This is a genomic window from Marinomonas mediterranea MMB-1, from assembly GCF_000192865.1.
Classification (GTDB): Bacteria; Pseudomonadota; Gammaproteobacteria; order Pseudomonadales; family Marinomonadaceae; genus Marinomonas; species Marinomonas mediterranea.
On sequence record NC_015276.1, the window covers coordinates 845,048 to 870,243 of the forward strand.

A 25,196-nucleotide genomic window follows, 5' to 3' on the forward strand; every position below is an offset into this window, starting at 1 on the left:
CGACTATGAAAGAACTGTTAGACGAAGAAACCCTTGCGATTGTTAGCGATAGCCAAGGAGTCAATGCGGATTTAGGTAGTGTGTCGGCACGTTTAAATAACGTGAATGCGCTAAAAAATCATGCTCGCTACAGTATTGCCCAACAGAATGGACAACTGTTTGAAAACAGCATATTGAAAGCAGGCTCTGAGCTTCTGTCATTGACTATTTCTGTGAAAAGAATGCAGTGTCCGACGGACATGTTCGCCTTTCGTTCTGGCATTAAAAATGCGCTAACAGATCTTAAATACAAGGTTGCGAAACTGGATTATCCGCCATCTGTTGCGGATAAGGCCTGTTTTCTTTTCGCCGTGATGTTGGATGAGCAAATTTTGCATTCGTCTTGGGGAGAGTCTTCAGGCTGGGAAAATCAGACCATTGTGAGTGAGTTATTTGGTATAAAAAACGGCGGTGAGCAATTTTATGTTGTCGCTGAAAGAGCCTTATTGCAGCCAGTTTTATTAGTCGATTTACTTGAGCTGATTTATATCATGCTCAAAATGGGATTTCGTGGCCGTTATCGAGCAAATGGTAAGGACCAATTAGACGCATTAATGAAGCGGATTGAAGAGTCGGTTTTTGCCCAAGGCCGCTCTTTTTCTGAATCTGAGCGACTTCCACTTCTGGTCTCTGATATTGCGGAATATCCAAAAGTCATCAAACCTAAAAAGCCAGTTAGATTGTGGCGTTCGTTTGCTTCTTTTCTTTTTTTAGTGGGAGCGACTTGGTTGGGAGCGTATTACTGGTATGACATCACATTGCCTCAAAAAGCTCAGCCGTTTATTCAATTAGCAGACTATACCGAACCCTATTATGGGCAAGCGAGCGATCAGGATACGGAATATGTGTATTACAGCACTGCTGAAGAAATGCAAACAGCACAAATCTCATTTAGTAATCAAACCAACGCTCACGTGACTGGGGTGAGCTCTCCTCAAACAGTGTGGATTGTTCAGCTTGCGACCTTCAACACGATCGGTGATGCGCAAAGATTTGTGAGTCAGTATAAACGAGATTTGCCGAATGCTTCGATTGATGCCTGGAAGGGGAAGTTTCGAGTAATAAGTGAGAGTGGCACCAAAATATTAGCAGCGCGAAGATTGAACGCTGCACGTGCCGCCGGTATTTCAGATGCATTTATGTTAAATGGGAAGCAGTAGGCCTTAAGCATGACAGGAAAGAAAAAAAACATAGCAATGGCTTCGAGTTTAGGCCTCGTTTTCAGTCTGATAATCGCGGCTATAGTTTGGCTATTTGGGGTGATTTTTCTCACACCTCTTTGGGTGGTCGCGGTTGAAATTGCCACGTTTATTGTGGTTACTGTTCTCTTAAGCTGGCTTGTCTACCTTTATTTACGTCGTCCGAAAGTGGATGAAGGAGAAAAGCAAAAAAAAGATTGGCGAGATAGAATTGTAAGTACTCGACTGGCTCAAGTTCAAAAGAAACACAGTCGCTTGTCGACCAACCCTTATTTCGTTCCCTGGTATGTACACCTTTCTCCGAGCATTCCTGAAGAACAATTATGGCTTCAGCAAATGGGCTTTGAAAGTATTGAATCGTCTGAGCCTGTTCCAGACGATCTATTAGCATTGCGCTTCTGGGTTTCTGATGACGCTGTATTGATATCGCTTGATCTAAGTTATGAACAGGAAGTGGTTGTCGCCAGCTTAGAAGCGTTGTACAAGCACGTTCTTAAAAAACGTCCGCGCCAAGCGTTCAACGGCGTTATCTGTTCTGTCAGCTTGAACAGTTTAATTAATCAAAGTGAAATTGGTGTTAGTGACTTAAGTCAGCGCTATCGAACGATATTGGCAGACCTTAATACCCGCACCGGATTGGCTTTGCCTGCTTATTGCCTCTTTACTCAAATGTCGAGCGTTCGAGACTTTTGTGAGCTGTTCTCAACGCTGGATGAAAGTGAACGAGAAAAAGCGTTTGGCTCATTGCACGCCTTGTCGGATGGTAGCGGTTATGAAAAAACGTGGTTTGATAGTTCGTTTGACGACTTACTGGCTCGCTTATCCGTTACGCTAAGCGAATCGCTAAAGCGCCAATTAAATGCCGACTATCGAGAGTCTTCAGTATCAGGCGTATTTCAGTTATCGGCATTGCGGTATGACATAGAAGATTTTTTATCACTGACATTTAGCCAACACCAGTTTGATGATATTGAACTAAAGTTTCGCGGGTATTTTTTCATTAATGCAGGCGGTGAAACGACATCGACCGACATCCTTACTTTTATGCACGCTTCTGATCTGGGGTTTGAATCTCTAGAAGGAGCACATGGAAAGACGACAAGCTTAAGTCTATTCAGCAAAAGTGTGTTTAAGCATTATATTGTCAAAGAAGCCTCTTTGGTCGGCGTGCATAAGAAAAAAGAGTGGCGTTATCGCACCGCAAAACTTTGCGTTAGCGTTGGGTTACTTTCTTTATTTGCTGGTTTCGTCTGGCTTCTAAAAGCCAATTATGATTATCAATCGACCATTGATAATAAAGCATTGGTCATGCTAGAACGCTACAAAGACAATCTAAAGCACGATGTGATTGTTAGGGATGACCTTTCTTCTCCGATCTTTAGTTTGTCGGAGCTGAGGGAGATCAATGAACTGTATAAAACGGAACAGCAGCCTTGGTATGTGTCGAAATGGTTACCTGATTCGGGGATCGAGAAATACGTTAGTAAGTCCTATCACTTTGAGTTGAATGACGTGCTCTTAACACTGATGAGAGACTACATACTGAAAGATATGTTCGTTTATAACTCGCTTGATGACAAAGTAAAAACGCTAGAGCTTTTAAATTTACATCAGATTTTATACAACCCCAATCGCGCAGATGTTACGGCGTTAACCCATTACTATATCTCTGAATTGGAGGAAGAAGGAGAGGGTGATGCTGACCTGGTAGATCGCTTTAAATTGCTTGCGCAGGATGTTTTAAACTCTGGTGCAGTGCCGCCAGCAGCGGATTCTGAATTGTTAACCTTGGTGCGCTCTTCGTTATCTTCACAAGACCTTAGTGAGTTGCTGTATCAACATATTTTACAGCACCCAGAGTTTGCTCGCCGAATCGACGTTAGAGAGCAATTGAATCCATCGTTCACTGAGGTGTTTACATTCAAACCTGGTTTTACAGGTTATCTCGTCCCGTATCTGTTCACTCGACGTGGCTTTGAAGACTTGTATGCAGAAACAGGCTTTGAGTTAGCAACGGAAGCGATCCAAGCGTACGAAGGTGTGATGGGACGAATCAGTGGTGACGCTGAGCTAAATCGAATTAATCGTCAGCTTCGCGAACGTTATATCACGGACTATATACACTACTGGAAAGACATTACGTCCAACGTAACATGGACCAGTGTCTCATCTTGGGGAGACAGCCAAATACAGCTCGAGTTGGTCACTGATGCGGTGTTTTCACCGATTACTCAATTTTATAGCTTAGTTAACACGCATACTAATTTGGCATCAAAAGGTCCAGAAGAAACAGATAAAGAGGAAACTCAAAAATCAACGGATGAGTCCGACGAAAATGCTAATGACGCTTCCTTAAACAGTACGATTGCGCGAACGGCTGCTTCAATCAGCGCGCCATTTCTCACGCTACATAAACTAGTAGAACCCAATAAAGAGGGGCAAACTCGTCTTGATATTGCGCTTAACAAATTAGGACAAACTCAGGATTGGGTAGCTAAGTCAAAAGAAATTACAAGTCGTGGTCGGTATTTCTTAGAGCAGTTAACCAATGCTGATTCGAGTAATGTATTGGCTCAGTTAGAAGGGGTGTCCGATGATTACAGCGACCCCATTTTACCTTTCTTACTCAAAGGACAAGCTCGTACTATTAACCGCTTGGCGTTAAATGAAATGCGCTCGGTGATTAATGATGATTGGACGGTTCTTTCGAACTACTATCAGCAGCGTTTTTCCGGTCGCTACCCTTTTGATCGTTCATCCATATATGATACATCATTAGCTGACTTTGAAGATTACTTTAAACAAGGTGGCATGTTAGATCTGTTTCATAACAAATACAGCGTTTATTTTGAGCAGGTCGGTTCGAATAGCACCTTGTTAAAGGGCTTTATTCCCCATCAATACGCATCATTATCATCGCGATATTCGCCGTTTTTAGAGACCGCTAAACGTTTTCAGAGTGGTTTGTTTATCAAGGATAAGGTGGGTTTTGAGTTCTTTATTAGAGCGGAGCAGATGTCGCCGAATTTAACGCGTTTTGGTTTGGAATCCGGAGCGCGTTTATTCGAATATCAAAATGGTCCGCTTTTTTGGCAAGAACAAAGTTGGCCAATACCCAGCAACCAAACGCAAGATATTTTTATTGTCACGACTGATAAAAAAGGCTCAGGTACTCGAGAAAAGGCCGTAGGAGAATGGAGTTGGTTTCGCATTGCTAGCCTTATGAAAGGGGCGACAATGGTCGGAACGGATGATGTTTCTTGGCGTTACGTTTTTGGTGATAGCTATACCAATCTTAGGATCAAATCGAAGAGTGGTAGTCAGCCGTTTTCACCTCGATTTTTTGAGGGAGCGACGCCTCCAACTGTCTTATGAGCCCATTCTTTGATGAAATAAACACCTTGTTTCCGAACGGGGTAATAGAGTCAATTGGACCGCGTTGTTTCTTAGTTAGGTTTAAGGGGAACGGCGATCAAGATGACAAAGAGATTCGAGTTAAGCTCGCGACGTCTCCTCTAGAGGTGCAGTGCCTCCAGCGTGAAGCGTTGTGGCTTCATCGACTTCGACGTACTCACTTGAGTGTTCAGCGTAATGCTTCGTTAGAACGCCGTGGATCGTTTTTGTTACTAACAAGTAGTTATGTTCAAGGTAGCAGCGTAGATCAACTCTTACGCAATTCTGCTGTTACTTTAGAGCAACGTAAAAGCATGATCACGCAGTTACTTGCGTTGCTTGATGACCTGTATTCTGAGGGAATCGTGCATGGCGATATCAAGCTTAGTAACCTGATCATGGGGAAAAGTGACACATTGTCATTGATTGATTTTGCAAATATGCGCCGTATTGGGGAGCCCCTCGCTGACAGAGGTGTGATTCAGGTTACACCTTGTTATCAGTATCCCAAACAGGTTTCTATTGCACATCCCTATATGGATGTCTACGCTGCGCTTCTATGTATTGGTATGCTTGCCAGTGGGAATGCAAAATATCAGGTAGCAGATGTTCGCTCTGAGACTTACTTAGAGAATTTTTTTCACCCAAGTGACACATTTAAATGGCTTGGTTTGGAACGAGAAGTGGAAAGACAAGCAAGGCAGCATTATGGCTTAATCAAGGCTGATCTTAATGTAGCCCATTCCCAAATAGAAACCAAAGAGAGCGCAACGGCGTTGCCGAGAGCCGAACAAAATCTGATGCTCTTTAACGGAGGGATGTCATGAAGTTCTGGGATTCTTTTACGGTTTTCCAAAAACTCATGGTCATACTGTTGAGTTCTACCTTGGTGCTTGTTAGCGCAATGTTAGTGCTCGCGCGCTGGAGTTACGAGCAAGGTTTTTTTGATTATACAAATGCTTTGGAGCAGACTCGTCTTCAGCGATTAGAGCCTAAGTTGATATCCTTGTACGAAGAGCATGGTTCCGATGTTTACGCTATGCCTAAAGATAAAGTCGCAAACATTATCTCTCGTTTTCCTGGGCGCCCTGCAAATGCCAAAGGCCCTTTGCCTCCTGATCGGGCTCGAATTTTACCAGGGCAACGAGCGAAACCGCCGACGGCGCTCTTTGATTTGAATGGCGACTTTCTGGCAGGTTCTGAGCAATTGATCAACCCAGAGCGACAATTTGTGACGGTAGACGTTAAGTATCATGGAGAGGTGATTGCGAGACTGTCCAGTATTCCTTCGCGCCACTTTAATTCTCCGTTGGAAACTCAGGTATCTAAGCAGCAATGGGAGCGAAGCCTGTTGTTTGGCATCTTGAGTATTGCTGCCGCCGCTTTACTGTCTTTTTTCGCTTCTCTTGTTATTTTAAAACCTATACGTCGAGTAATGAGCACAATCGGAAGCATATCAAAGGGTGACTACAATGTGCGTCTAAATGAAACATCAAAAGACGAGCTGGGTGAATTGATGCGCGATGTAGATTACCTCGCTTACACGTTGCACAGTACGCAATGGTCGCGTAAACAATGGTTAGCGAACATCTCCCATGATATGAGAACACCGCTGACGGTTCTGACGGGAGAAATTCAATCTATCAAAGACGGCATACGCTCATTTGATTTGGAAAGGCTCTGCTCAATTGAGCAGGAGGTAAATCATCTTCGAAAATTTACTGAAGACATTTATGAGCTTTCGTTGTCGGATATTGGTGGGTTGCGATATGAGTTTAAGCCGCTTGATCTACTTGAAATTGTTTCTGAAGCTGTTGATGCGTTGCGACTTAAAGCTGAGAAAAGTGGGCTGACGTTATCACTCGTTGGCAAACCTGTGATAATCTCTGGTGACCGTTCTCGTTTGTTGCAGTTGTGTAAAAATATATTAACTAACTCCGTCGATTACACTCAATCACCTGGATTGGTTGAGGTCTCTGTATACTGGAATCAGGATAAGGCGGTTCTTAGCATCAGTGACTCGGCACCGAGTGTCCCTAAAGGTAACTGTCGGCATCTATTTGACCCCTTGTACCGGGAGGACAGTTCGCGTAATCGAGTGAAAAAAGGAGGCGGCTTAGGCTTGGCTATTTGCAAGAATATTGTGGATGCACATAAGGGGACTATCGTAGCAAAACCCTCGCAATACGATGGACTTGAAATAATAGTGGAGCTACCGAAAAGCTAGTTAATAGGTTCAATTCAGATGTCGCTTGTTTACATCATTGAAGATGAAATAAAAATAGCCGAAATTCTATCGGACTATCTAATAAAATACGGTTATGACGTTCAACTGTTTCATTCAGGAGAGAATGCCGTAACCGAAATCGTAAAAGGCAATCCTGATCTAGTCATTCTTGATGTAATGTTGCCCGCAGTTGGAGGGTTTGAGATATGCCATCAACTGAGAGCAATGGACAATGAAGTCCCAATTATCATGCTGACAGCGCGTGTTGACGAGTCAGATCGTTTAGAGGGACTAAACATTGGTGCAGACGACTATGTTTGTAAGCCTTTTTTACCGAATGAAGTGGTTGCTCGCGTTAATGCTATCTTAAGGCGAATTAAAAAAAGCCAAGCCAGTGCCTCAAATGAACCAACAACGCTGATCAGTTATCGTAATATCACAATAGATATTGAAAAGTATCTGTGTTTTGTCAGTGGTGTCGAGATCGAGCTAACCTCTGTTGAATTGAAACTATTACACACAATGATGACTCGACCTAAGCGCATCTTTTCGCGCGAAGTATTGATGGACATGTGCTACGACGACGATCGTGTCGTCAATGATAGAACCATCGATAGTCATATGCGTAACTTACGTAAAAAACTAGGTGGATCAGACAGCGTGATTCAAACCGTGTATGGCGTCGGCTATAAGTGTGAGTAGCTGATAGTATCCTTGATACAGGCAGTTCTGTTCGCTGTGTTTGTACGTGCGCTGAGTTCCTTTTTGTTTCTGTGTTTATAGCGTTTTAGGCCTACTGCATTTTTGTCCGCTTCAAGGGGATTGAGTGAAAAAACATTCCGTTCTAAAGAGCGTATTTCAGAAGTGGCGTCAGAATAGATTAAATAAGACTGGGCTTGCTGTGGTGCTTGGTGCCGTTTGCTTTATTTTATCGCTCGTCCCTGATTTGTTTTTCTTCGTCTATTTATCTGCTTTTTTATATTGGCTTGTTCTTCTTTCCTCTCTGAAAAGACTAAATTCGCGTAATCGAATACAAGTGATCCTTTTACTTAGCGTGGGTGTTATTTGTAGTGGCGTTGCTTTTGTTGTTAAAGACGTTGCCTTTGGTGATTTAGCAAGGGTGCTTAAGGCGAACCTAGGCATAACGAGTATGCTGGTGGGGGTTTCTTTTTTGAGTTTGCTACCAAATTCAAAACAGAGCAAAGGCGACGTTAGAAAGCTCAAAGGTGCCTTAAGTACGTGGGTAAGCGTTCACCTGTTAGGTGCGGTGATTAACTTGTCTTCCGTATTCTTAGTAGGCGATAGGCTTCAGCGAACTCAGCCTATGACCGACGGGCAGTTAAGCGTTATTGTTAGAGCACTGACCACAGCCGGTTTTTGGTCCCCATTTTTTGCTTCGATGGCGGTGGCTTTTTCCGTTGCTCCGTCTGCGGTGTATCTTGAGCTGCTTCTGGTTGGCATCCCCGTGGCGATGGTGGCTTTGCTTTTTAGTATGTGGGAACTTCGGCGGATGAATCAGCTCGAAACCTTTATAGGCTTTCCTGTCTCGTTTACGAGTCTCGTGTTTCCAGTCTTTCTAGCCGCTGTTGTCTTGTTCTTTCATTATTTTGTCTTTGAAGCCTTGCCTATTTTATCCATTGTGACGTTTGTATGTCCGCTGAGTATACTGTGTCTTCTATTGGTTCGATGTGGTCAAAACAAAACAGTGCGCAGGATTGAGGAGCATGTTTCACTCCGCTTACCGAATATGATCAACGAGATTTCTTTATTCATTTCTGCCGGCTTTATGTCTGCAAGTGTGTCTTTATTGATTAATTTGATTCTAGGCGGTAATTGGACTTTGTTTGACACGTTCGGGTTTTGGGCTGCGTATGCTTGCTATATCGCAATATGCTTGGTTGCACTTGCTGGTTTGCATCCAATCGTTGGGATTTCTTTAATGAGTGCTCTTGTGCCTTTTGATGGCGTGAACAATACCTTGCTCGCCTTCGTTTGTTTGAGTGCTTGGGGCGTGGGTACTGCAATCGGCCCTCTCTCTGGGATTAACCTATCGGTTGCAGGAAAGTATCAGCTTGATAACATCAGGTTGTCACGTCTTAACGTACGTTATGGTCTTTTTATGTCGGCTATTGTGGCTATTGCGATGGCTGTTTTAGTTCAGTGGTTAAACATTTAAGCAACGGTAGAAGGTAAGTTTTGAAAATAGTTTTAAGTGGGTACATTGTGATTCCAGAAGCGGAGCTGGCGCTTGTTGAGGACGCGCTGGTTGAACATATTGCGCTAACAAAAGCAGAAGAAGGGTGTTTAGTGTTTAACGTCTCGAAAGACCCTGTAAACTCATGTCGTTATGATGTTTATGAAGAGTTTAGCTCTCAGGCGGCGTTTGATTTTCATCAGGCGCGTGTGAAATCGTCGCCTTGGGGGCAAGCTACGATAAATGTAGAGCGCCATTACCTCATCAAAGAAAGTACGCAATAACACTTCTACCCATTCTCGCCTTAATAGGCTGTTTCTCTTATAAGGTTTAAGCTCATAAGATGTGTTCGTACCTCCCCTAGATAGGCAAAGGGATATCACTTGTGTGTTTTATCTTATTTAAGACAATCGTAGAGCTTACGTTTTTGATGCCGGGCATGCTACCTAGGTTTTCGGTCAGAAAATCTGATAACTCCGGAAGGTTTTTAGCAATGACTTTGAGCCAATAATCGTCATCACCAGTCACTGAGTAGCATTCGAGTACGGTTTCGAGTGACTTTATGTTTTTCTGAAAAAGTTGAATAGCGTCAGATGTGCTTTTGTCCAAGGTCACCGTGACAAAGGCGGTTACCTCATAACCCAGCTCGACGGAATTGAGTTGCGTTTGATAAGCTTCAATGATGTTATTTTGTTCTAATCGTTGCAACCTTCTAGAGCACTGAGAAGGTGATAAATCAACGATTTCAGATAGAGCTACATTTGAAAGGCGCGCATTCCCCTGTAATGCTTTTAATAAACGCCAATCTGAGCAGTCTAATTCTAACGCACTCATGTAAATTTCCTTGTCTGTCTATACGGTCAAAGAGCACAATAGTCTTTAGGATATCGTGTTTTTCAGCAAGAACAAGCACAATTCTTCCTTTTTAAGTGCATGCTTTAATTTTGGAGGAAGACGGCATTTTATAAATGATAAATATAGGCAGGGATCGATTTTCATAAAAAAAGGGCCGATAAATCGACCCTTTTTAGGAGAGCAGGCTAAGAAAGCTTAGTTTGAAAGGTTACTTTCTAGCCAACTTAAAGCTTCATCATAGGGAGCAGGCATATTGCTTAAGTCATTTAATATCGCTTTTAATTGTCCGATATCGCCTGAGCAAGCATTTAGATGACCCACTTTACGACCGCGTCGAACTTCTTTTTTATACCAATATAGCTCTAGACCTTTGCTCGCTAACCAATTGTAGTCAACATCAACGCCAATTAAATTAACCATCATGCTCTGGTTTTTAATTTCAGCTGGAGCAAGAGGCAAGCCTGCGACTGCACGAATATGATTTTCAAACTGATTGACGCTTGCGCCTGCTTGCGTCCAATGACCACTGTTGTGAACGCGAGGAGCAAGCTCATTGATAAGCAAGTCATCGCCAATTCGGAAACATTCCATCGCCATGACGCCCACATAGTCGAGAGCGTCCATCAATTTTCCAAGCATCGCTTCTGCTTTAGCTTGTAGAGGCTTGAGCCTGTCCAGTGGCGAAACTGAAGCGTACAGTATGCCATTGATATGCAGGTTTAATGTTAACGGATAGAAGTACTTTTCTCCGTTTTTACCGCGAACACCGACAACCGACACTTCTTCATCAAAGTTGATGGCTTGCTCTGCGATCGCTAGACCTTTCCAATCTTCTGGAATTTCTGTGCCTTCAGCTTGCTTAAGCCAGTATTGACCTTTGCCATCGTAACCGCCTCGGCGGCGTTTCATCAGTACACGCTCACCAAGTTGGTCGTAGGCTTTTTGTGCTGTACTGTCGTCTTCAACAGCAAACCAAGGTGCCGTTGCAAGATCCAGTTTATCAATCCACTGCTTTTGTGTTAGACGATCTGCAAGCTGTGGGAATGTTGAAAGGTTAACGAAGTTTTTATGAGACGCTAATTGCTTAGTCGCTTCTGTTTCAGGCCAATCTTCACGTTCAGCAGTGACAATGTCATCTTCGTGTAACGGCAATACTTCTTTTGTTTCGATATCAACAGGGCGAACATCCAAGCCTAGAGGAGTAGCAGCTTGTTTAAGCATTGCTCCAAGCTGACCTGCGCCAAGTACCCAAATACGTGACATTTTATGCCTCCCTAGGGTCTGGGTTGCTTAGAACAGTTTCAGTCTGCTCTTGGCGGAAGGCTTCGATACGTTTCGCAAGTTCTGCATCGTTATTTGCCAAGATCTGGCTCGCCAAAAGACCGGCATTAAATGCCCCTGCTGTACCAATCGCAAGCGTGCCTACCGCTACGCCTTTTGGCATTTGTGCAATAGAAAGCAAACTGTCCATGCCGTTCAGTGCTTTACTTTGAACTGGCACACCCAGAACAGGTAAGCGAGTGTGTGCAGCTACCATGCCCGGCAAATGCGCTGCGCCGCCTGCGCCGCCAATTATCACTTCGAAACCACGCTCTACAGCGGATTCTGCGAATTCAGCCAATTTAACGGGGGTGCGATGAGCGGAAACCACTTCGACGTGGTAGCTTACACCGAGTTTATCCATAATTTCAGTGGCACCTTCCATCGTGGCCCAATCGCTTTTAGATCCCATGATAAGGGCAACTTTTGCTTGCAAGACAGTTCTCCTGTTTGATTGCTCCAATGCGTATTAGAACTGCACAAAACGGTATTTTGTACGGTTTCTAATTAAATGAGAGGGGGATGGAGCACTATTGATTCAATTTGGGCGTTAATATAGCGAATTTTCGCCAAAACTGCGACCTTTGAAAGCGTAAGTTTGTATCTGAATAGGTGAGATGTGGCGTCTGTGTAAGTTGCGCAGACGCCACATGTTTTAGCTCTCTTGTTGTCTGATGGACAAAGAGGTCTAAAGGTTATGTATTGAAGAGGATTTTATGCCGTTACGCAGTTCAAAGCCTGAGTAATATCAGCGATGATGTCATCAATATTTTCGATACCAACAGAGATACGTACCAAGTCTCTGCTAACACCAGCATTTGCCAATTCTTCGTCGTTTAATTGACGGTGCGTGGTCGATGCCGGATGACACGCTAATGATTTCGCGTCACCGATATTAACAAGTCGCAACACCATCTTCAGAGCGTCGATGAACTGTGTACCAGACTCAAGACCGCCTTTGATGCCAAAGCTCAAAATGCCTGATGCTTTGCTGCTGGTAATGCGTTTGCTTATTTCATGGTATTGGCTATCTGGCAAGCCCGCGTAGTTAACCCAGCTTACTTTTTCGTGATCGTTTAGGAACTTCGCCAGTTTTTCAGCGTTTTCACAATGACGTTCCATACGTAATCCGAGTGTTTCAAGCCCTTGAAGGATCATGAACGCACTATGAGGCGAAATGGCCGCCCCGGTATTGCGAAGAGGCACAACTCGGCAGCGGCCAATATAAGCCGCGGCGCCAAGCGCTTCTGTATAAACAACATCATGGTAGGACGGATCGGGTTCGTTAAGCATAGGGAAGCGCTTTTTGTTCGCGACCCAATCAAATTTGCCTGAGTCGACAATAATACCGCCAATCGTTGTCCCGTGGCCGCCTATGTATTTAGTAAGAGAGTGGATTACTATGTGTGCACCAAGTTCGATAGGGCGACATAGGTAAGGGGTGGCCACTGTATTGTCTACAATCAGCGGAATACCGTGTTTGTTGGCAATGGCAGCAAGCGCTTCAATATCGACAATGTTGCCTGCTGGATTACCAATGGACTCACAAAAAATAGCGCGAGTATTTTCGTCGATTGCGGCTTCAAATCCGTCGAAGTCATCCGCAGATACCATTCTCGTCTCGATGCCTTGTCTTGGAAAACTGTGCGCGAACAGGTTGTAAGTACCGCCGTAAAGCTGGCTGGTGCTGACGATGTTTGAGCCAACATCGCAAATACATTCGATCGCATAGGTGATAGCGGCCATACCTGATGCTACAGCCAGCGCAGCAATACCGCCTTCCATCGCAGCAACACGTTGCTCTAGCACATCCGTGGTTGGGTTCATGATGCGCGTGTAAATATTGCCGGGCACTTTTAAATCAAAAAGGTCAGCACCATGTTGAGTATTATCAAAGGTATAAGAAGTCGTTTGGTAAATGGGGACAGCGGCTGCTTTAGTTGTTTCTTCTGAGGTGTAGCCGTGGTGCAGCGCGAGGGATTCGAGTTTCATAATTCGTGCCTTTTATAGTTATTGATCCATTGAACGAGCGTTTATCTCACTTGAGGTTTTAGCATGCTGGTTTTAAGAAAACGAGTAAATTTCCGATTATGGTCTAAGGAAACTGTGCAAACATTAGAAAGAAATGGGAAGAAAATCAAATAAAGTGAAGGCTAGGGAAGGCGTGAACAAGTCTACTGGCTTCAGCGTTCCACTTATTGTTTAGATCCAAGTTCGTATTTCTTTGTAGCAAGAAAGTTAGCAAGGAATAAAGAGAGCGAGAATGTAACTCGAAGTTCGGCACGCCCTCTGATAAGACTGAAGCTCATAAGACTTATTCGTACTTTCCTTAGGCAGAAAGCCCCCATTCCACAAATAATACGGCAGCAATAAACAGAAATAGCGTCTCAATAACAATGAGCCCCATTTGTCTTTTACCAAGTGAAAACGTGGACTTAAGAGAGGTTTTGACGCCTAACCCTGCAATGGCAATTACGAGCAGCCAGCGTGAGGCTTCGTTAGCAATATGAATTAACGCCTCTGAAAGTAATGCAAATGAATTTAGAGTGGCGAGCAACAGAAAGAAAATAAGAAAAGTTGGAATCGTAATGGCAGAGCTTGAAATCTTTGAGTCATTACTTTTTGTCTTCATAATAATCAGTACGATGAACAAAACGATGGGTAAACAACTGACCCGTATTAGTTTGACAATAGTGGCTGTTTCTCCAATAGAATCTGAAATGGAATAGCCTGCTCCGACCACTTGAGCGACATCGTGTATCGTGGCTCCCAAAACAAAGCCCGTTTGCAGTTCATTGAGATTCAGGTTCTGCGCAATCATTGGATAGGAAATCATGGCGAGCGTAGACAGTGTTGTCACTGCAATTACGGTGAATAATGTCTCTTTTCCTGATTGCTTATTACTTGGCAAAATGGCGGCTAATGCAAGTGCAGCGGAGGCGCCACAGATCGCCACCGCACCGCCGGTTAGTAAACCAAATTGCCATCGCTCACCCAGTGCTTTTGCGCAGAGAACCCCAAATAGAATGGTCGCGATGAGCAAGCCGACAGTCGCGCTTAAGTTTATCCAACCTAGAGATGAAAAATCTTCTAAGCTAATGCGAACACCCAATAAAGCAACGCCTATACGCAGTATCGTTGATGTACTGACTTGCACGCCGCGCTCACAGGAAGGTTCATGCGCGAGGAAGTTAAAGGCCATGCCAATTAGTAGTGCAAACAGCATAACGGGAGCACCGTAGTGCTCGCCTAAAAATTGGGCTGCAACGGCGATTGTTGTGGTCAGTAGTAAACCGGGCGCGTAGCTATTCCAAAGTGATTGAACGTTTTTTGAAGACAATGAATGGAGGTTAGATAGCATGGTTTACAACCTTATAAACATAAGAAGTACTTTATTCGAAATGAGAATAAGGGAATTTTTATATTTAATAAAATTATATTTGCATCTATAAATAATAGGTTTTAATTATTTAATGGCGTTTTCACCTTGGCGATTAGAACCCCATCATCTCTTCATGCTTCATCTTATCAATTAGGTAATCAAGAAAGACTTTAACAACAGCAGGCAAGGTTCGACCGGAAAGGGTTTGTATTTCAGTGTTTCTGACGTCCATTCCACGGTCACGAATTGGCACGGCGATTAACTCTTGTGTGGCAATTTGGTGACGCATTGAAATTTCTCCTGAAAGGTGCATCCCACCACCGAAGCTTGTAAAACGGCTTAGAGTCGCCATGTGGTTAGATTCTAAAATGGGTTCGAATAGAAGATTGAGACGACTGCAACAGATATCAAAGAGTTGTCTAACCGTCGTGTTTTCTTCAGGCAAGGCAATGGGATACGGCTGTAATTGGGCAAGGGAAACGGACTTTTTGTGAGCAAGTGGGTGTGTCGGGTGAAACACCGCCATGATAGGAGAAGGTTGGCGGTACTCGACGGTGATGTCTTTCGTTGGGGACAAACTCAAAGTAATGCCGATGTCGGACTCTCCATGACTGACCAGTTTAGCAACGTCGCCCGGCGCACAGACTTTGAGATGAAAGTGGATACCATTGTGCTGTTGACGAAAGTTAGAAATGGTCCGTGGAATAAAATCCATTGCAAACCCTTCTGAGCATGCGATATTAACGTGGCCTTTTTCAAGTCCATTTAACGCGCCTATTTCGGCAACAACCCGAGCGGATTCTAGTGCGTTTTTACGCGCGTACGCCGCCAGCATCTCGCCCGCCGCACTTAATTTCATGCCTCTAGGTTGGCGTTCAAATAAGTGTGCACCAAGAGTGTCCTCCAAACTGCTAATTTGCCTACTTATTGCGCTTGTTGCGACGTTTAGTCGAACCGATGCCTCACTAATTGACCCTAATTGAGCTACTTCTAGAAAATATCGAATGGCGGTGTCTTGAAGTCTTATGGATGCTTTCATTGGAAACCTGCTGAAAAGTCCGGTTAATGTCGTTTTTGGAACCGTTTTTTGATCATTAGCTATGTGATGTGTTGCCTATTTCCATCAAGCAATAGGTTTGCCAAATAGGCAACGCTTGATTGCAAATTTGTTAATTGTGGCAATGTAATATTTTCCATTAATGTGAATGTAAGTTGCATTGCTACAGAAATCACAATTGGAATGACAGGAAGCTGAACGATGAAAAAACGTTGTAATCACACTTTGACTCTCCGAAAAACGCTTTTGCACTCTGTTATATCGTGCGCAATGGCTGTCTCTGCGTCTGCTTGGGCAGATAAAAGTAGCGATACGCTGATTTATGCGTCTGACAGCGAGCCGGAAAACGTCAGCCCTTATCACAATAATTTACGTGAAGGGGTGATTCTGTCTCATATGGCTTGGGACACTTTAATCTTTCGTGACCCACAAACGTCTGAGTACTTGCCTTTACTGGCAACCAGCTGGGAGTGGCAAGACAGCACCAATTTAGTTTTTAAATTGCGTCAAGGTGTGACATTCCATAATGGCGATAGCTTCTCTGCTGATGACGTTGTTTTTACGTTTAACTATGTGGTGTCGCCCGAATCTAAAATTGTGACCCGTAAAAATGTGGACTGGATAGATCACGCCGAAAAACTGGATGATTACACTGTACGTCTTGTGCTTAAAAAGCCTTTCCCTGCTGCGCTTGAATACTTATCTGGACCTACGCCTATTTACCCAAGTGAATATTTTCAAAAGGTTGGTATCGAAGGTTATTCCAAAGCACCGATTGGTACAGGGCCTTATAAAATCACCAAGGTGTTAAGCGGCGAGGGTGTGAACTTAGAGCGTTACGATGACTATTTTGAAGCGAGTCCGATTCCAAAACCAGCCATCAGTAAACTTCAATTTCGTGTCATTCCCGATCCTGATGCTCGACTTGCTCAGCTGATGACGGGCGATATCGACTGGATTTGGCGCGTCCCTTCTGATCAGGCGGATCAGATGAAAATGATGCCAGGTCTAGACATTAAGAGTGCGGAAACCATGCGTATTGGTTACCTGCGTATGGAGACAACGAGTGAGACGCTTAAAGATTCCCCCTTCAATAATCAACTGGTTCGGGAAGCGGTGAATTACGCCATCGACCGTGATGCCTTCTCTCAAGACTTAGTTCGAGGTGGCAGTCGTTCAGTGTATACCCCGTGTTTTCCTAGCCAGTTTGGTTGCGATGTCAGCGCCGCTAAAAAGTACGAATACAATGTTGAAAAAGCCAAAGCATTGCTTGCCGAAGCTGGCTATCCAGACGGTTTTGAAACGGAGTTCTATGCCTACCGTGAGCGTGATTTAGCGGAGGCGATGATGGGGTATTTGAGCGAGGTCGGAATCAAAGCCAACTTACATTTTATGAAGTACGCAGCACTTCGAACTGACCAGCGTGCAGGGAAAGTACCTTTGTCTTTCCAAACCTGGGGATCTTATTCAGTGAATGACGCTTCAGCCATTACCAGTGTGTTCTTTAAAGGTGGGGTTGATGATTCTGCCAAAGACGAAACGGTGATCAAATTATTGGATACGGCGGACAGTTCGGTCGACCCTGACACTCGTAAAAAAGCCTATTCAGCCGCTATTAAGCGTATTTCAGAAGAAGCTTTTTGGGCGCCTATGTTCTCTTATTCAAGTAACTACGCCTTTAGTGATACATTGAATTTCACACCGTATCCAGATGAATTGCCACGTTTCTACGAGTCTAGCTGGAAGTAATTGAGTACTCGAAAGTGGCGAGTAATGCCGCCACTTTCGTCGTCGTTTTATAGCATTCTCGAGGGAGACTCTATGCTGGTGTTTATATTTCGTCGCTTATTGGTTGCGATCAGTGTGGCGATAACGGTTTCGATCATTAGCTTTATGTTGCTGCATTTGTCTGGAGACTTAGCGACTGCGATAGCGGGGCCAGAGTCGACCGCAGATCAGGTAGAAGAGATTCGTGTCGCCTTTGGATTAGATAAACCCATTGTCCAGCAATACTTTTCTTGGTTGATTTCGGCCGTTCAACTGGACTTCGGTCGTTCCTATTACTTTCAAGATACGGTGATGTCGCTGATCAGTGAGCGATTGCCGGTTACTTTGACACTCGGAGCACTAGCATTGTGTGTGGCCACGTTTGTGGCGATTCCGTTAGGTGTGCTGGCGGCCATCAAACAAGACACTTGGATTGACCGTTTGGCTTTGATGATTGCGGTTGTCGGTCAGGCCATGCCAAGTTTTTGGTTTGCGCTGACCTTGATCGTCGTGTTCGCAGTGAACCTTCACTGGCTTCCGGCAGGTGGCAATGCCACTTGGCAACATTACATATTGCCAGCGATTGCACTTGGGTATTACGCAATGCCCGCCATGATGCGGTTAACTCGCACCGGCATGTTAGAAGTGTTGGGGTCTGACTACATTCGAACAGCGCGAGCGAAGGGTCTCAGTGAAACCTCGGTCGTCTTTAAACACGCGTTACGCAATGCTGTGATTCCTGTGGTGGCGTTGGCGGCGGTTGAGCTGGGCTTTATGTTGGGCGGCTCCATTGTGATTGAGTCGGTCTTTTCTTTGAAGGGACTTGGGCAGTTGGCGTGGGATGCAATATCGCGCAATGACTATCCTGTGGTGCAGGCTGTTGTGCTGATTATCGCTGTGTTCTACATCGCATTAACGTTTGTTGCAGACGTGATCAACGCCATGTTAGATCCTCGTTTACGAGTGAGATAAGGAAGAAAATTATGTCCCAGACTACCTCTAACCCCACCTCTCACTTAAGCGTCGCAGAGTCCGCTTTGCCTGAGTCATCTGGTTTGCCTGTTGTGCCAGAGTGGCGACGCACGCTCAATCGATTTTTAGGTCACCGAGGTCTCTTGATTGGCTCCGTTATTTTGGGGGCGATTGTGCTTGCTGCACTTTTTGCGCCTTGGTTAGCGCCTCACGACCCTTACGCACAAAATATTTCGCAGCGAATGATCCCGCCCATTTGGCACGAAAAAGGCTCATGGGAGCACATTTTAGGAACCGATAAGTTAGGGCGAGATTACCTGAGCCGCTTACTTTACGGTGCGCGTATTTCTTTAACAATTGGTTTAACCGCCGCGCTGATTTCTGGTGTTATCGGTACCACGCTTGGTGTCTTGGCTGGCTATTTTGGCGGTCGTACTGATGCGGTAATCAGTTATATCATTACCACACGCTTAGCCTTGCCTGTGTTGCTGGTGGCGTTGGCGATGGCAGCCTTGGTCGGAGGCTCGCTTGAAATGGTGATCATACTGCTTGGTTTATTGCTGTGGGATCGATTTGCTGTGGTGGCTCGGTCTACGACCCAGCAATTACGAGACGCTGAGTTCATTGCATCAGCAAAAGTATTGGGCGCATCGACGCCTTATATTTTGATTCGAGAACTGCTTCCTAACATCCTAAGCGCGCTGATTGTGGTCATTACGTTGGAAATGGCACATGCCATTTTGCTGGAAGCGACTCTGTCGTTCTTAGGCTTAGGAGTACAACCGCCTTTACCTTCTTGGGGATTGATGGTGTCGGAAGGGAAAGCCTATATGTTTTTTCAGCCTTGGGTCATTGCCATTCCGGGTATCACCTTGATGGTGCTGGTGTTGGCCATCAATCTTGTCGGTGATGGTTTGCGAGACATGAATGCGCCTGAAGGCCGAAACTAAACAGGAGTGGTGCTTTATGAGTCGAATTTTAGAGGTTAATAATCTTCAGGTTGATTTACCCACGGCGAATGGCACATTGCGCGCTGTGCGTGGTATCGATTTGTCGGTGAATAAAGGTGAAATGCTGTGCATTGTTGGTGAATCTGGTTGTGGCAAGTCAATGACGTCAATGGCATTGATGGGATTATTGCCAAAGAAAGCCAAGGTATCAGCAGACAAGATGGATTTTGACGGTTTGGACCTTATGTCATTGACAACAAAGAAGCGGAATCGTGTTCGTGGGCTGCGCATGTCGATGATCTTTCAAGAGCCTATGACGTCCCTTAACCCTTCTTACACTCTCGGTAATCAGTTGTGTGAGGGCATTATGCGACACAAGGGCGTGAGCAAGACAGAGGCTCAAAAACGAGCGATTTATTTGCTAGAAAGAGCGGGTGTGCCATATCCGGAAAAACGCCTTAGTCAGTATCCTCATCAATTATCTGGTGGCTTGCGTCAGCGGGTGATGATCGCTATGGCCTTGATGTGTGAGCCTGATCTGATTATTGCGGATGAGCCAACGACAGCGTTAGATGTGACGATTCAGGCACAAATATTACGGCTGATTAGAGAGCTTCAGCAAGAGTTTGGAACGGCGGTTATTTTCATCACTCATGACCTTGGGGTTGTGGCGCGTATCGCAGATCGCGTGGCGGTGATGTATGCGGGGCAAGTGGTTGAAACAGGGTCAACAAACGATATTTTCACTCATCCAAGTCACCCTTATACGCAAGGTTTATTAAGTTGTATTCCGATTCCCGGTAAAACGCCACCGGGCAGTCATCTTGAATCGATTCCGGGCGTGGTCCCGAGTTTGGTTGGGAATTTAACGGGCTGTGCGTTTAGAAACCGTTGTCAGCATTCGTCTAAGGAATGTGCTTCGAACGTACCCGAATTGATTGCCGTCAGTGAGCAGACAAGTCATCAGGCCCGTTGCCCTGTATTAGCCGAAACGTATCAGGAGGCTGTGTAATGCCGCAATTTGCATTGGAACTGTGTGATCTATCCCGCCACTTCATGCTTAAGAATGGGGCTTTTAAAGCCCCGACACTATTGAAAGCGGTGGACGGTGTTTCGCTGCGTATTGCGCCGGGTGAAACACTGGGTTTAGTGGGAGAATCAGGTTGTGGTAAAAGTACCTTAGTCAAAATGATATTAGGTTTACTGCCGCCCACCGAGGGCAATGTATTGGTCAATGATAAAGCCATCAATCATGGTGATCGTTTGACTTTAGCGAAACAGCTGCAGCCTATTTTCCAAGACCCGTATTCTTCTTTGAACCCTCGTAAAACCATTCGTCAGATCATTTGCTTGCCGCTTCAGCTGCATAAAGTAGGGGATAAAAAAAGCCAGCAAGCGGCGGTCAAACAGATGAGTGACTTGGTTGGCTTACCGGAGCGTTTATTGGACCAGTATCCGGGACAATTGTCTGGTGGTCAGCGACAGCGTGTGGCGATTGCACGGGCATTGATTTTGAAGCCCAGTATTTTAGTGTGCGATGAACCCACGTCGGCCTTAGATGTGTCGGTTCAGGCGCAGATTCTTAATTTATTGATGGATCTCAAACAAGAGTTGGGTCTGACCTATTTGTTTATCAGTCACAACTTAGGTGTGGTTGAGCATCTGGTGGATCGAGTGGCGGTCATGTATCGCGGTCAGTTGGTTGAGCAGGGAAGTCGAGAAGACATTTTTCAGAATGCTCAACACCCCTACACTCAGGCTTTGCTGTCTTCTGTTCTGACGCCAGAACCCGCTTTGGGCTTACCTGAATTAATTGATGACAGTGCGTGGGCCAGTGCCTCATAACGTCCTCGCGCATTGAATTATCGTCATTTACGTTTATTAAGGAGACGACATGAGTCGCCAAAATACTATTGCACTGTCTGAGTCGTATTTCGATTCTGGTGAATTTTTCGATGTGTTAAGTCAACGTGTCGCGATAAAAAGTGAGAGTCAGAACCGTGATGATTTTCAGCCCCTGCATGCTTATTTAATGGATATCATGATACCGGAACTAGAAGCGATGGGCTTTACCACACGGATAATGCCGAACCCAGTCACGGACGAAGAATCTCCTGGATCATGGCCCTTTTTGGTGGCCGAGCGGATTGAAGACGTCGCTTATACAACGCTGCTTACATATGGTCATGGGGACGTGGTTTTAGGCTATGACGAACAATGGTATGAAGGGTTATCGCCTTGGAAATTAACCAAATCAGGTGAGCGTTGGTACGGCCGCGGCGCAGCGGATAACAAGGCACAGCATACGATCAATTTAGCGGCACTGAATTCTGTGTTGAAGACCAAAGATGGCAAACTCGGATATAACGTTAAGGTGCTGATTGAGACAGGTGAAGAAGTGGGTTCACCTGGGTTGGCTGAGTTTTGTGAGTTGCATAAAGACATCTTGAAGTCAGACTTGTTTATTGCTTCTGATGGACCTCGACTGGATTCAACGTCACCAACGGTGTTTCTTGGTTCCCGTGGGGGCTATAACTTTGATCTGACCGTTAAATTACGCGAAGGCGCTCATCACTCAGGTAACTGGGGCGGTTTGCTCAGCAACGCGGGCACCAGACTGGCTCATGCTTGGGCTTCTATGGTGGATGCCAAAGGCCGGATACTCGTGCCAAGCTTGTTGCCGGAGGGTTTGCCAGACACGGTGCGTGAGGCGCTCAAAGGCATTCAAGTCGGTCAAGATGCGAATAATCCTGATATTGATCTTGCGTGGGGAGAGCCAGAATTAACTCCCGCCGAGCAGGTGTTTGGTTGGAACACGCTTGAGATGCTGACGTGTAAAACCGGCAATCCTGATAACCCAGTTAATGCGATTCCAGGTTTTGCAAAAGCGCATTGTCAGATACGCTTTGTAGTCGGAACCGATAGTGAGCACTTCCTCACTAATATTCGTAAACACTTGGATCAGCATGGCTTTGATGACGTTATCGTCGAACAAAATGGTGAGCCAATGCAGGCAACTCGCTTGAACCCTAACGACCCTTGGGTAGGGTGGGCGTTGGCGTCGCTGGAAAAAACCACACATAAAAAGCCGACCTTGTTACCAAACTTGGGTGGTTCTATTCCCAATCATGTGTTTTCCGATATTTTAGGTTTGCCCACCGTCTGGGTGCCTCATTCTTATCCGGCGTGCAGTCAGCATGCTCCTAATGAACATGTATTGGCGCCCGTATGTCGGGAAGCGCTGCAAATCATGACGGGCTTGTTTTGGGATCTTGCAGAGCAAGGGGAACACATCAAGCAAAGTCGTAACGCGGCCTAATACTGAAGGAATAACAAGATGGAAAAGGCGCTTATTAACTCAGTCGAAGATCGGAAAGTATCGTTCGCATCAGATTTAGAACACTACGCAGATTTATTGTGCGATTGGATTGCTAAACAAGAAGACGCGATGATCGATTGTCTGGAAGCCTTGGTCAATGTTGACTCAAATAGCTATGACAAAGCGGGAGTCGATGCCGCAGGAAAGTTGATGGAATCATGGTTAGTCGAAGATGGCATCACGTGCTCTTGGCATTCGTTAGAAAACTCTGGTGACGTATTGGAAGCAAGAGTCGGTTTCGATGAATCAAATGCCAACGCCCCTGCGATTTTCGTAATGGGCCATCGTGATACGGTTTTCCCTAAAGGCACATTAGAAACTCGATGCTTTAGTCGAGATGGGATGAAAGCCTTTGGCCCCGGTGTGGCCGATATGAAATCTGGCTTGGTGCTAAATTGCTTTGTCTTGAAAGGTTTGCAGCACTTGTTAAAAACAAGTGACATTCAACAGTTACCGTTTCCTGTCATTGGGCTGTTCACAGGTGATGAGGAGATTGGCTCGCCAGAAGGTCGCTATGTTATTCGTGATCGAGTAGCGGGCGCGCGTGCCGTTTTTAATGCTGAACCCGGTCGCATCAGTGGGAATGTGGTGTCGGCGCGTAAAGGCGGTGCAAGCTTTGAAATTCAGGTGACTGGCAAGGCGGCTCATTCGGGTGTAAATCATGCGGATGGTATCAGTGCAATTGGCGCCCTAGCGCAACTTGTGACATCGCTGCATGCGCTAACCGACTACGACAAAGGCATTACCACGAATGTTGGTCTTATCAGTGGTGGGATGTCGTCGAATACTGTGGCTCCGACGGCAACGGCTCGTCTCGATCTTCGCTTCATTACGTTAGAACAAGGCGAAGAAGTCAAAGCCAAAATTAACGCCATTATTGAAACGCCAGTGATCGAAGGCGCCATCGCGACGATAAAAATCTTGTCAGAATTTCAGCCCTTTGAAGCGTCAATGAGTGACGTTGTGTTGGCGCATTATCAACGTCAGGCAAACTCAGTTGGTTTTTCTGTCGAGGGGGAATTTACAGGCGGTTGTTCTGATGCGGGTTTTACCTCGTCTATGGGCGTGCCCACCTTATGCGGAACAGGGCCGGTTGGCGCAAAAATGCACACTGACGATGAGTATTGTTTGTTGGATACCTTTGTACCAAGGACACAGGCGGTCGCGAAAAGTATTTTATTGCTTTGATTACTCTCGTATTAAGGCCTATTAACCTGTCTTTATAGGAAGTATTTCATCAACAGAGTTTTTGGGAATAGGATTTAGGTAATCTTGCAACGCCAAGCCATCTATTTTATTGGATGGCTTGGCGTTTGACGTTACTCTACAGCATGATATCGAATGGATATATAGCGTCCGGTCGTGCCATCAGTGGTGTTGTAGTAGCTAGTTATTTGCATCAAGTACGTTGCGCCGTTCGCGACTTTTACTGCATATACACGATAATTTGGCCAAATTTTGTGTTGGCCTGTTAAGTTATACTCATACCATTGTGTTGCGTCATCGGTGTAGACGTTGCTCATTGCGTCGGTAACAAAAGAGCGACTATTAATGTCGCTGCCTGATGCAATCGCATTCACGCCGTCAGAATCGTAGGATGTTGAAGCGCCAGCAGAGCCACTTCCACTTACTCCACTGTTAAGCAGTAAATTAAACTTATAGCTGTTGTAGTCTATGTCCGCTTTGATGTCCCAGCCGTCTGTTGAGCAATCTACTTCAGCTGTTGAATCAATGTCATAACATTTTATAAAGGCGCCTGAGTCGCTTGTAGAAGATGGCGTCCAAGTGGTTACAGCCGTTGAAAACCCACTGTCTGTCGCGCTTTGAATATAAAGGTTTAAGGAGATGCTGACACCACTTACCTGATGCGTCGTACTGTTATAATCGGTGTAGGAAATACTCGTAGCATTTAACTTTGCAAATGCATCTGCGGCGCTGTTTCGGATCACCCACCACGCATCGGAATTCGCGTCATAAGCGCGTGTCGTACTGTTGTAATTTGCCCATTTAGTCGTGCCAGAGTTAATGGCAGTCGTAAGTGTGTCAGTGGCAAAGGTATAACTGCTGTCCGTTAAATCATAGGCTGCCGTTAGGTGCTCTAACTCGGAAGAGGCTGTGGCGTTGGTGAACACGCTACTGTTAGCGCTGCCGTCGCTGTAGAAGTCAGATTGAGAGGCAACGATCGCATTGGTAACGGTATCTGTATTAGTCATGGTGGATGTTGCGCTAAATGCAATGTGCCATGTGTCTGTCGACTGAACGGTGCTTTTGGATGCTAAATTGACATAGGCCCAGCCATTCGTTGCATCAATATTTTCTATCGTCGTCACTGCGTCGTCCTGACTGGATGAGGCTTCGTCAGAGGTTGTCGTACTATTGTTATCAGAGTCGCTGCTTGAGTCGCAGGCTGCTAAACATGCCAAAAAGGGCAGAAGCAGAAGAAATTTAAATAGAGTCATTCT

General features: G+C 45.3%; 21 protein-coding genes. 14 read left to right on the plus strand and 7 right to left on the minus strand.

The window, feature by feature from the left end:
- The first annotated feature begins 5 nt into the window (after positions 1–5).
- From icmH to MARME_RS04005, 7 genes are all read left to right on the plus strand, one after another.
- Positions 6–1,199 (plus strand): type IVB secretion system protein IcmH/DotU, encoded by a 1,194-nt coding sequence (gene icmH, locus MARME_RS03975; RefSeq protein ID WP_013659972.1) that lies wholly within the window; start codon positions 6–8, stop codon positions 1,197–1,199.
- A 9-nt stretch (positions 1,200–1,208) separates the two neighbouring features.
- A complete protein-coding gene (locus tag MARME_RS03980) occupies positions 1,209–4,613 on the plus strand; it encodes a type VI secretion protein IcmF/TssM N-terminal domain-containing protein (protein ID WP_013659973.1) in 3,405 nt (1,134 codons plus the stop codon).
- Entirely contained in the window at positions 4,610–5,458 is an 849-nt protein-coding gene (locus tag MARME_RS03985; protein ID WP_013659974.1) for a protein kinase domain-containing protein, read from the plus strand. Before MARME_RS03980 ends, MARME_RS03985 begins: the two co-directional genes overlap by 4 nt.
- Positions 5,455–6,858 (plus strand): ATP-binding protein, encoded by a 1,404-nt coding sequence (locus MARME_RS03990; protein WP_013659975.1) that lies wholly within the window; start codon positions 5,455–5,457, stop codon positions 6,856–6,858. The genes MARME_RS03985 and MARME_RS03990 overlap by 4 nt, the downstream gene beginning before the upstream one ends.
- A gap of 18 nt (positions 6,859–6,876) precedes the next feature.
- Positions 6,877–7,560, plus strand: coding sequence for a response regulator transcription factor (locus MARME_RS03995; protein WP_013659976.1), 684 nt, complete (start codon positions 6,877–6,879; stop codon positions 7,558–7,560).
- Between the two features lie 124 nt (positions 7,561–7,684).
- Positions 7,685–9,034, plus strand: coding sequence for a hypothetical protein (locus MARME_RS04000; protein WP_013659977.1), 1,350 nt, complete (start codon positions 7,685–7,687; stop codon positions 9,032–9,034).
- Positions 9,035–9,054: 20 nt separating this feature from the next.
- Positions 9,055–9,336 (plus strand): putative quinol monooxygenase, encoded by a 282-nt coding sequence (locus MARME_RS04005; RefSeq protein ID WP_013659978.1) that lies wholly within the window; start codon positions 9,055–9,057, stop codon positions 9,334–9,336.
- A 76-nt stretch (positions 9,337–9,412) separates the two neighbouring features.
- Here the strand turns inward: MARME_RS04005 and MARME_RS04010 are convergent, their stop codons facing one another.
- From MARME_RS04010 to MARME_RS04035, 6 genes are all read right to left on the minus strand, one after another.
- Entirely contained in the window at positions 9,413–9,886 is a 474-nt protein-coding gene (locus MARME_RS04010; RefSeq protein WP_013659979.1) for an Lrp/AsnC family transcriptional regulator, read from the minus strand.
- A gap of 216 nt (positions 9,887–10,102) precedes the next feature.
- Positions 10,103–11,170, minus strand: coding sequence for a 5-(carboxyamino)imidazole ribonucleotide synthase (gene purK / locus MARME_RS04015; RefSeq protein WP_013659980.1), 1,068 nt, complete (start codon positions 11,168–11,170; stop codon positions 10,103–10,105).
- 1 nt (position 11,171) lies between these two features.
- Entirely contained in the window at positions 11,172–11,663 is a 492-nt protein-coding gene (gene purE / locus MARME_RS04020; protein ID WP_013659981.1) for a 5-(carboxyamino)imidazole ribonucleotide mutase, read from the minus strand.
- 278 nt (positions 11,664–11,941) lie between these two features.
- Positions 11,942–13,219: an O-acetylhomoserine aminocarboxypropyltransferase/cysteine synthase family protein gene (locus MARME_RS04025; protein ID WP_013659982.1), complete on the minus strand. Its 1,278-nt coding sequence runs from the start codon at positions 13,217–13,219 to the stop codon at positions 11,942–11,944.
- A gap of 337 nt (positions 13,220–13,556) precedes the next feature.
- Complete coding sequence (locus tag MARME_RS04030; protein ID WP_013659983.1) at positions 13,557–14,588, minus strand: YeiH family protein; 1,032 nt, start codon at positions 14,586–14,588, stop codon at positions 13,557–13,559.
- Positions 14,589–14,721: 133 nt separating this feature from the next.
- Entirely contained in the window at positions 14,722–15,648 is a 927-nt protein-coding gene (locus MARME_RS04035; protein WP_013659984.1) for a LysR family transcriptional regulator, read from the minus strand.
- A gap of 219 nt (positions 15,649–15,867) precedes the next feature.
- Here MARME_RS04035 and MARME_RS04040 point away from each other — a divergent pair, with 219 nt between their 5' ends.
- The 7 genes from MARME_RS04040 (at position 15,868) to MARME_RS04070 (ending at position 23,922) form a co-directional block, all read left to right on the plus strand.
- Positions 15,868–17,415 carry an ABC transporter substrate-binding protein gene (locus tag MARME_RS04040; protein ID WP_013659985.1) on the plus strand — a complete coding sequence of 516 codons (1,548 nt, stop codon included), beginning with the start codon at positions 15,868–15,870 and terminating at the stop codon, positions 17,413–17,415.
- Positions 17,416–17,487: 72 nt separating this feature from the next.
- Positions 17,488–18,405: an ABC transporter permease gene (locus MARME_RS04045; protein WP_013659986.1), complete on the plus strand. Its 918-nt coding sequence runs from the start codon at positions 17,488–17,490 to the stop codon at positions 18,403–18,405.
- Between the two features lie 11 nt (positions 18,406–18,416).
- A complete protein-coding gene (locus tag MARME_RS04050) occupies positions 18,417–19,355 on the plus strand; it encodes an ABC transporter permease (protein ID WP_013659987.1) in 939 nt (312 codons plus the stop codon).
- Between the two features lie 16 nt (positions 19,356–19,371).
- Positions 19,372–20,367: an ABC transporter ATP-binding protein gene (locus MARME_RS04055; protein ID WP_013659988.1), complete on the plus strand. Its 996-nt coding sequence runs from the start codon at positions 19,372–19,374 to the stop codon at positions 20,365–20,367.
- On the plus strand, positions 20,367–21,200 hold the full coding sequence (locus MARME_RS04060) for an ATP-binding cassette domain-containing protein (RefSeq protein WP_013659989.1): 834 nt from the start codon (positions 20,367–20,369) through the stop codon (positions 21,198–21,200). The genes MARME_RS04055 and MARME_RS04060 overlap by 1 nt, the downstream gene beginning before the upstream one ends.
- Positions 21,201–21,249: 49 nt before the next feature.
- Entirely contained in the window at positions 21,250–22,674 is a 1,425-nt protein-coding gene (locus MARME_RS04065) for a M20 family metallopeptidase (protein ID WP_013659990.1), read from the plus strand.
- A gap of 18 nt (positions 22,675–22,692) precedes the next feature.
- A complete protein-coding gene (locus MARME_RS04070; protein ID WP_013659991.1) occupies positions 22,693–23,922 on the plus strand; it encodes a M20 family metallopeptidase in 1,230 nt (409 codons plus the stop codon).
- A gap of 131 nt (positions 23,923–24,053) precedes the next feature.
- On the opposite strand, the gene MARME_RS04075 is transcribed toward MARME_RS04070, so the two are convergent.
- Positions 24,054–25,193, minus strand: coding sequence for an HmuY family protein (locus tag MARME_RS04075; RefSeq protein WP_013659992.1), 1,140 nt, complete (start codon positions 25,191–25,193; stop codon positions 24,054–24,056).
- Positions 25,194–25,196: the final 3 nt, after the last annotated feature.

Excerpts from the sequence above, each read along its gene's own strand:
- MARME_RS03990 (WP_013659975.1), top strand. The coding sequence starts at position 5,455 with ATGAAGTTCTGGGATTCTTTTACGGTTTTCCAAAAACTCATGGTCATA.
- MARME_RS04040 (WP_013659985.1), top strand. The coding sequence starts at position 15,868 with ATGAAAAAACGTTGTAATCACACTTTGACTCTCCGAAAAACGCTTTTG.
- MARME_RS03985 (WP_013659974.1), top strand. The coding sequence starts at position 4,610 with ATGAGCCCATTCTTTGATGAAATAAACACCTTGTTTCCGAACGGGGTA.
- MARME_RS04050 (WP_013659987.1), top strand. The coding sequence starts at position 18,417 with ATGTCCCAGACTACCTCTAACCCCACCTCTCACTTAAGCGTCGCAGAG.
- MARME_RS04045 (WP_013659986.1), top strand. The coding sequence starts at position 17,488 with ATGCTGGTGTTTATATTTCGTCGCTTATTGGTTGCGATCAGTGTGGCG.
- MARME_RS04070 (WP_013659991.1), top strand. The coding sequence starts at position 22,693 with ATGGAAAAGGCGCTTATTAACTCAGTCGAAGATCGGAAAGTATCGTTC.
- MARME_RS03980 (WP_013659973.1), top strand. The coding sequence starts at position 1,209 with ATGACAGGAAAGAAAAAAAACATAGCAATGGCTTCGAGTTTAGGCCTC.
- MARME_RS04075 (WP_013659992.1), bottom strand. The coding sequence starts at position 25,193 with ATGACTCTATTTAAATTTCTTCTGCTTCTGCCCTTTTTGGCATGTTTA.
- MARME_RS04055 (WP_013659988.1), top strand. The coding sequence starts at position 19,372 with ATGAGTCGAATTTTAGAGGTTAATAATCTTCAGGTTGATTTACCCACG.
- MARME_RS04035 (WP_013659984.1), bottom strand. The coding sequence starts at position 15,648 with ATGAAAGCATCCATAAGACTTCAAGACACCGCCATTCGATATTTTCTA.
- purK (WP_013659980.1), bottom strand. The coding sequence starts at position 11,170 with ATGTCACGTATTTGGGTACTTGGCGCAGGTCAGCTTGGAGCAATGCTT.
- icmH (WP_013659972.1), top strand. The coding sequence starts at position 6 with ATGAAAGAACTGTTAGACGAAGAAACCCTTGCGATTGTTAGCGATAGC.
- MARME_RS04030 (WP_013659983.1), bottom strand. The coding sequence starts at position 14,588 with ATGCTATCTAACCTCCATTCATTGTCTTCAAAAAACGTTCAATCACTT.
- MARME_RS04010 (WP_013659979.1), bottom strand. The coding sequence starts at position 9,886 with ATGAGTGCGTTAGAATTAGACTGCTCAGATTGGCGTTTATTAAAAGCA.
- MARME_RS04060 (WP_013659989.1), top strand. The coding sequence starts at position 20,367 with ATGCCGCAATTTGCATTGGAACTGTGTGATCTATCCCGCCACTTCATG.
- MARME_RS04065 (WP_013659990.1), top strand. The coding sequence starts at position 21,250 with ATGAGTCGCCAAAATACTATTGCACTGTCTGAGTCGTATTTCGATTCT.
- MARME_RS04025 (WP_013659982.1), bottom strand. The coding sequence starts at position 13,219 with ATGAAACTCGAATCCCTCGCGCTGCACCACGGCTACACCTCAGAAGAA.
- MARME_RS03995 (WP_013659976.1), top strand. The coding sequence starts at position 6,877 with ATGTCGCTTGTTTACATCATTGAAGATGAAATAAAAATAGCCGAAATT.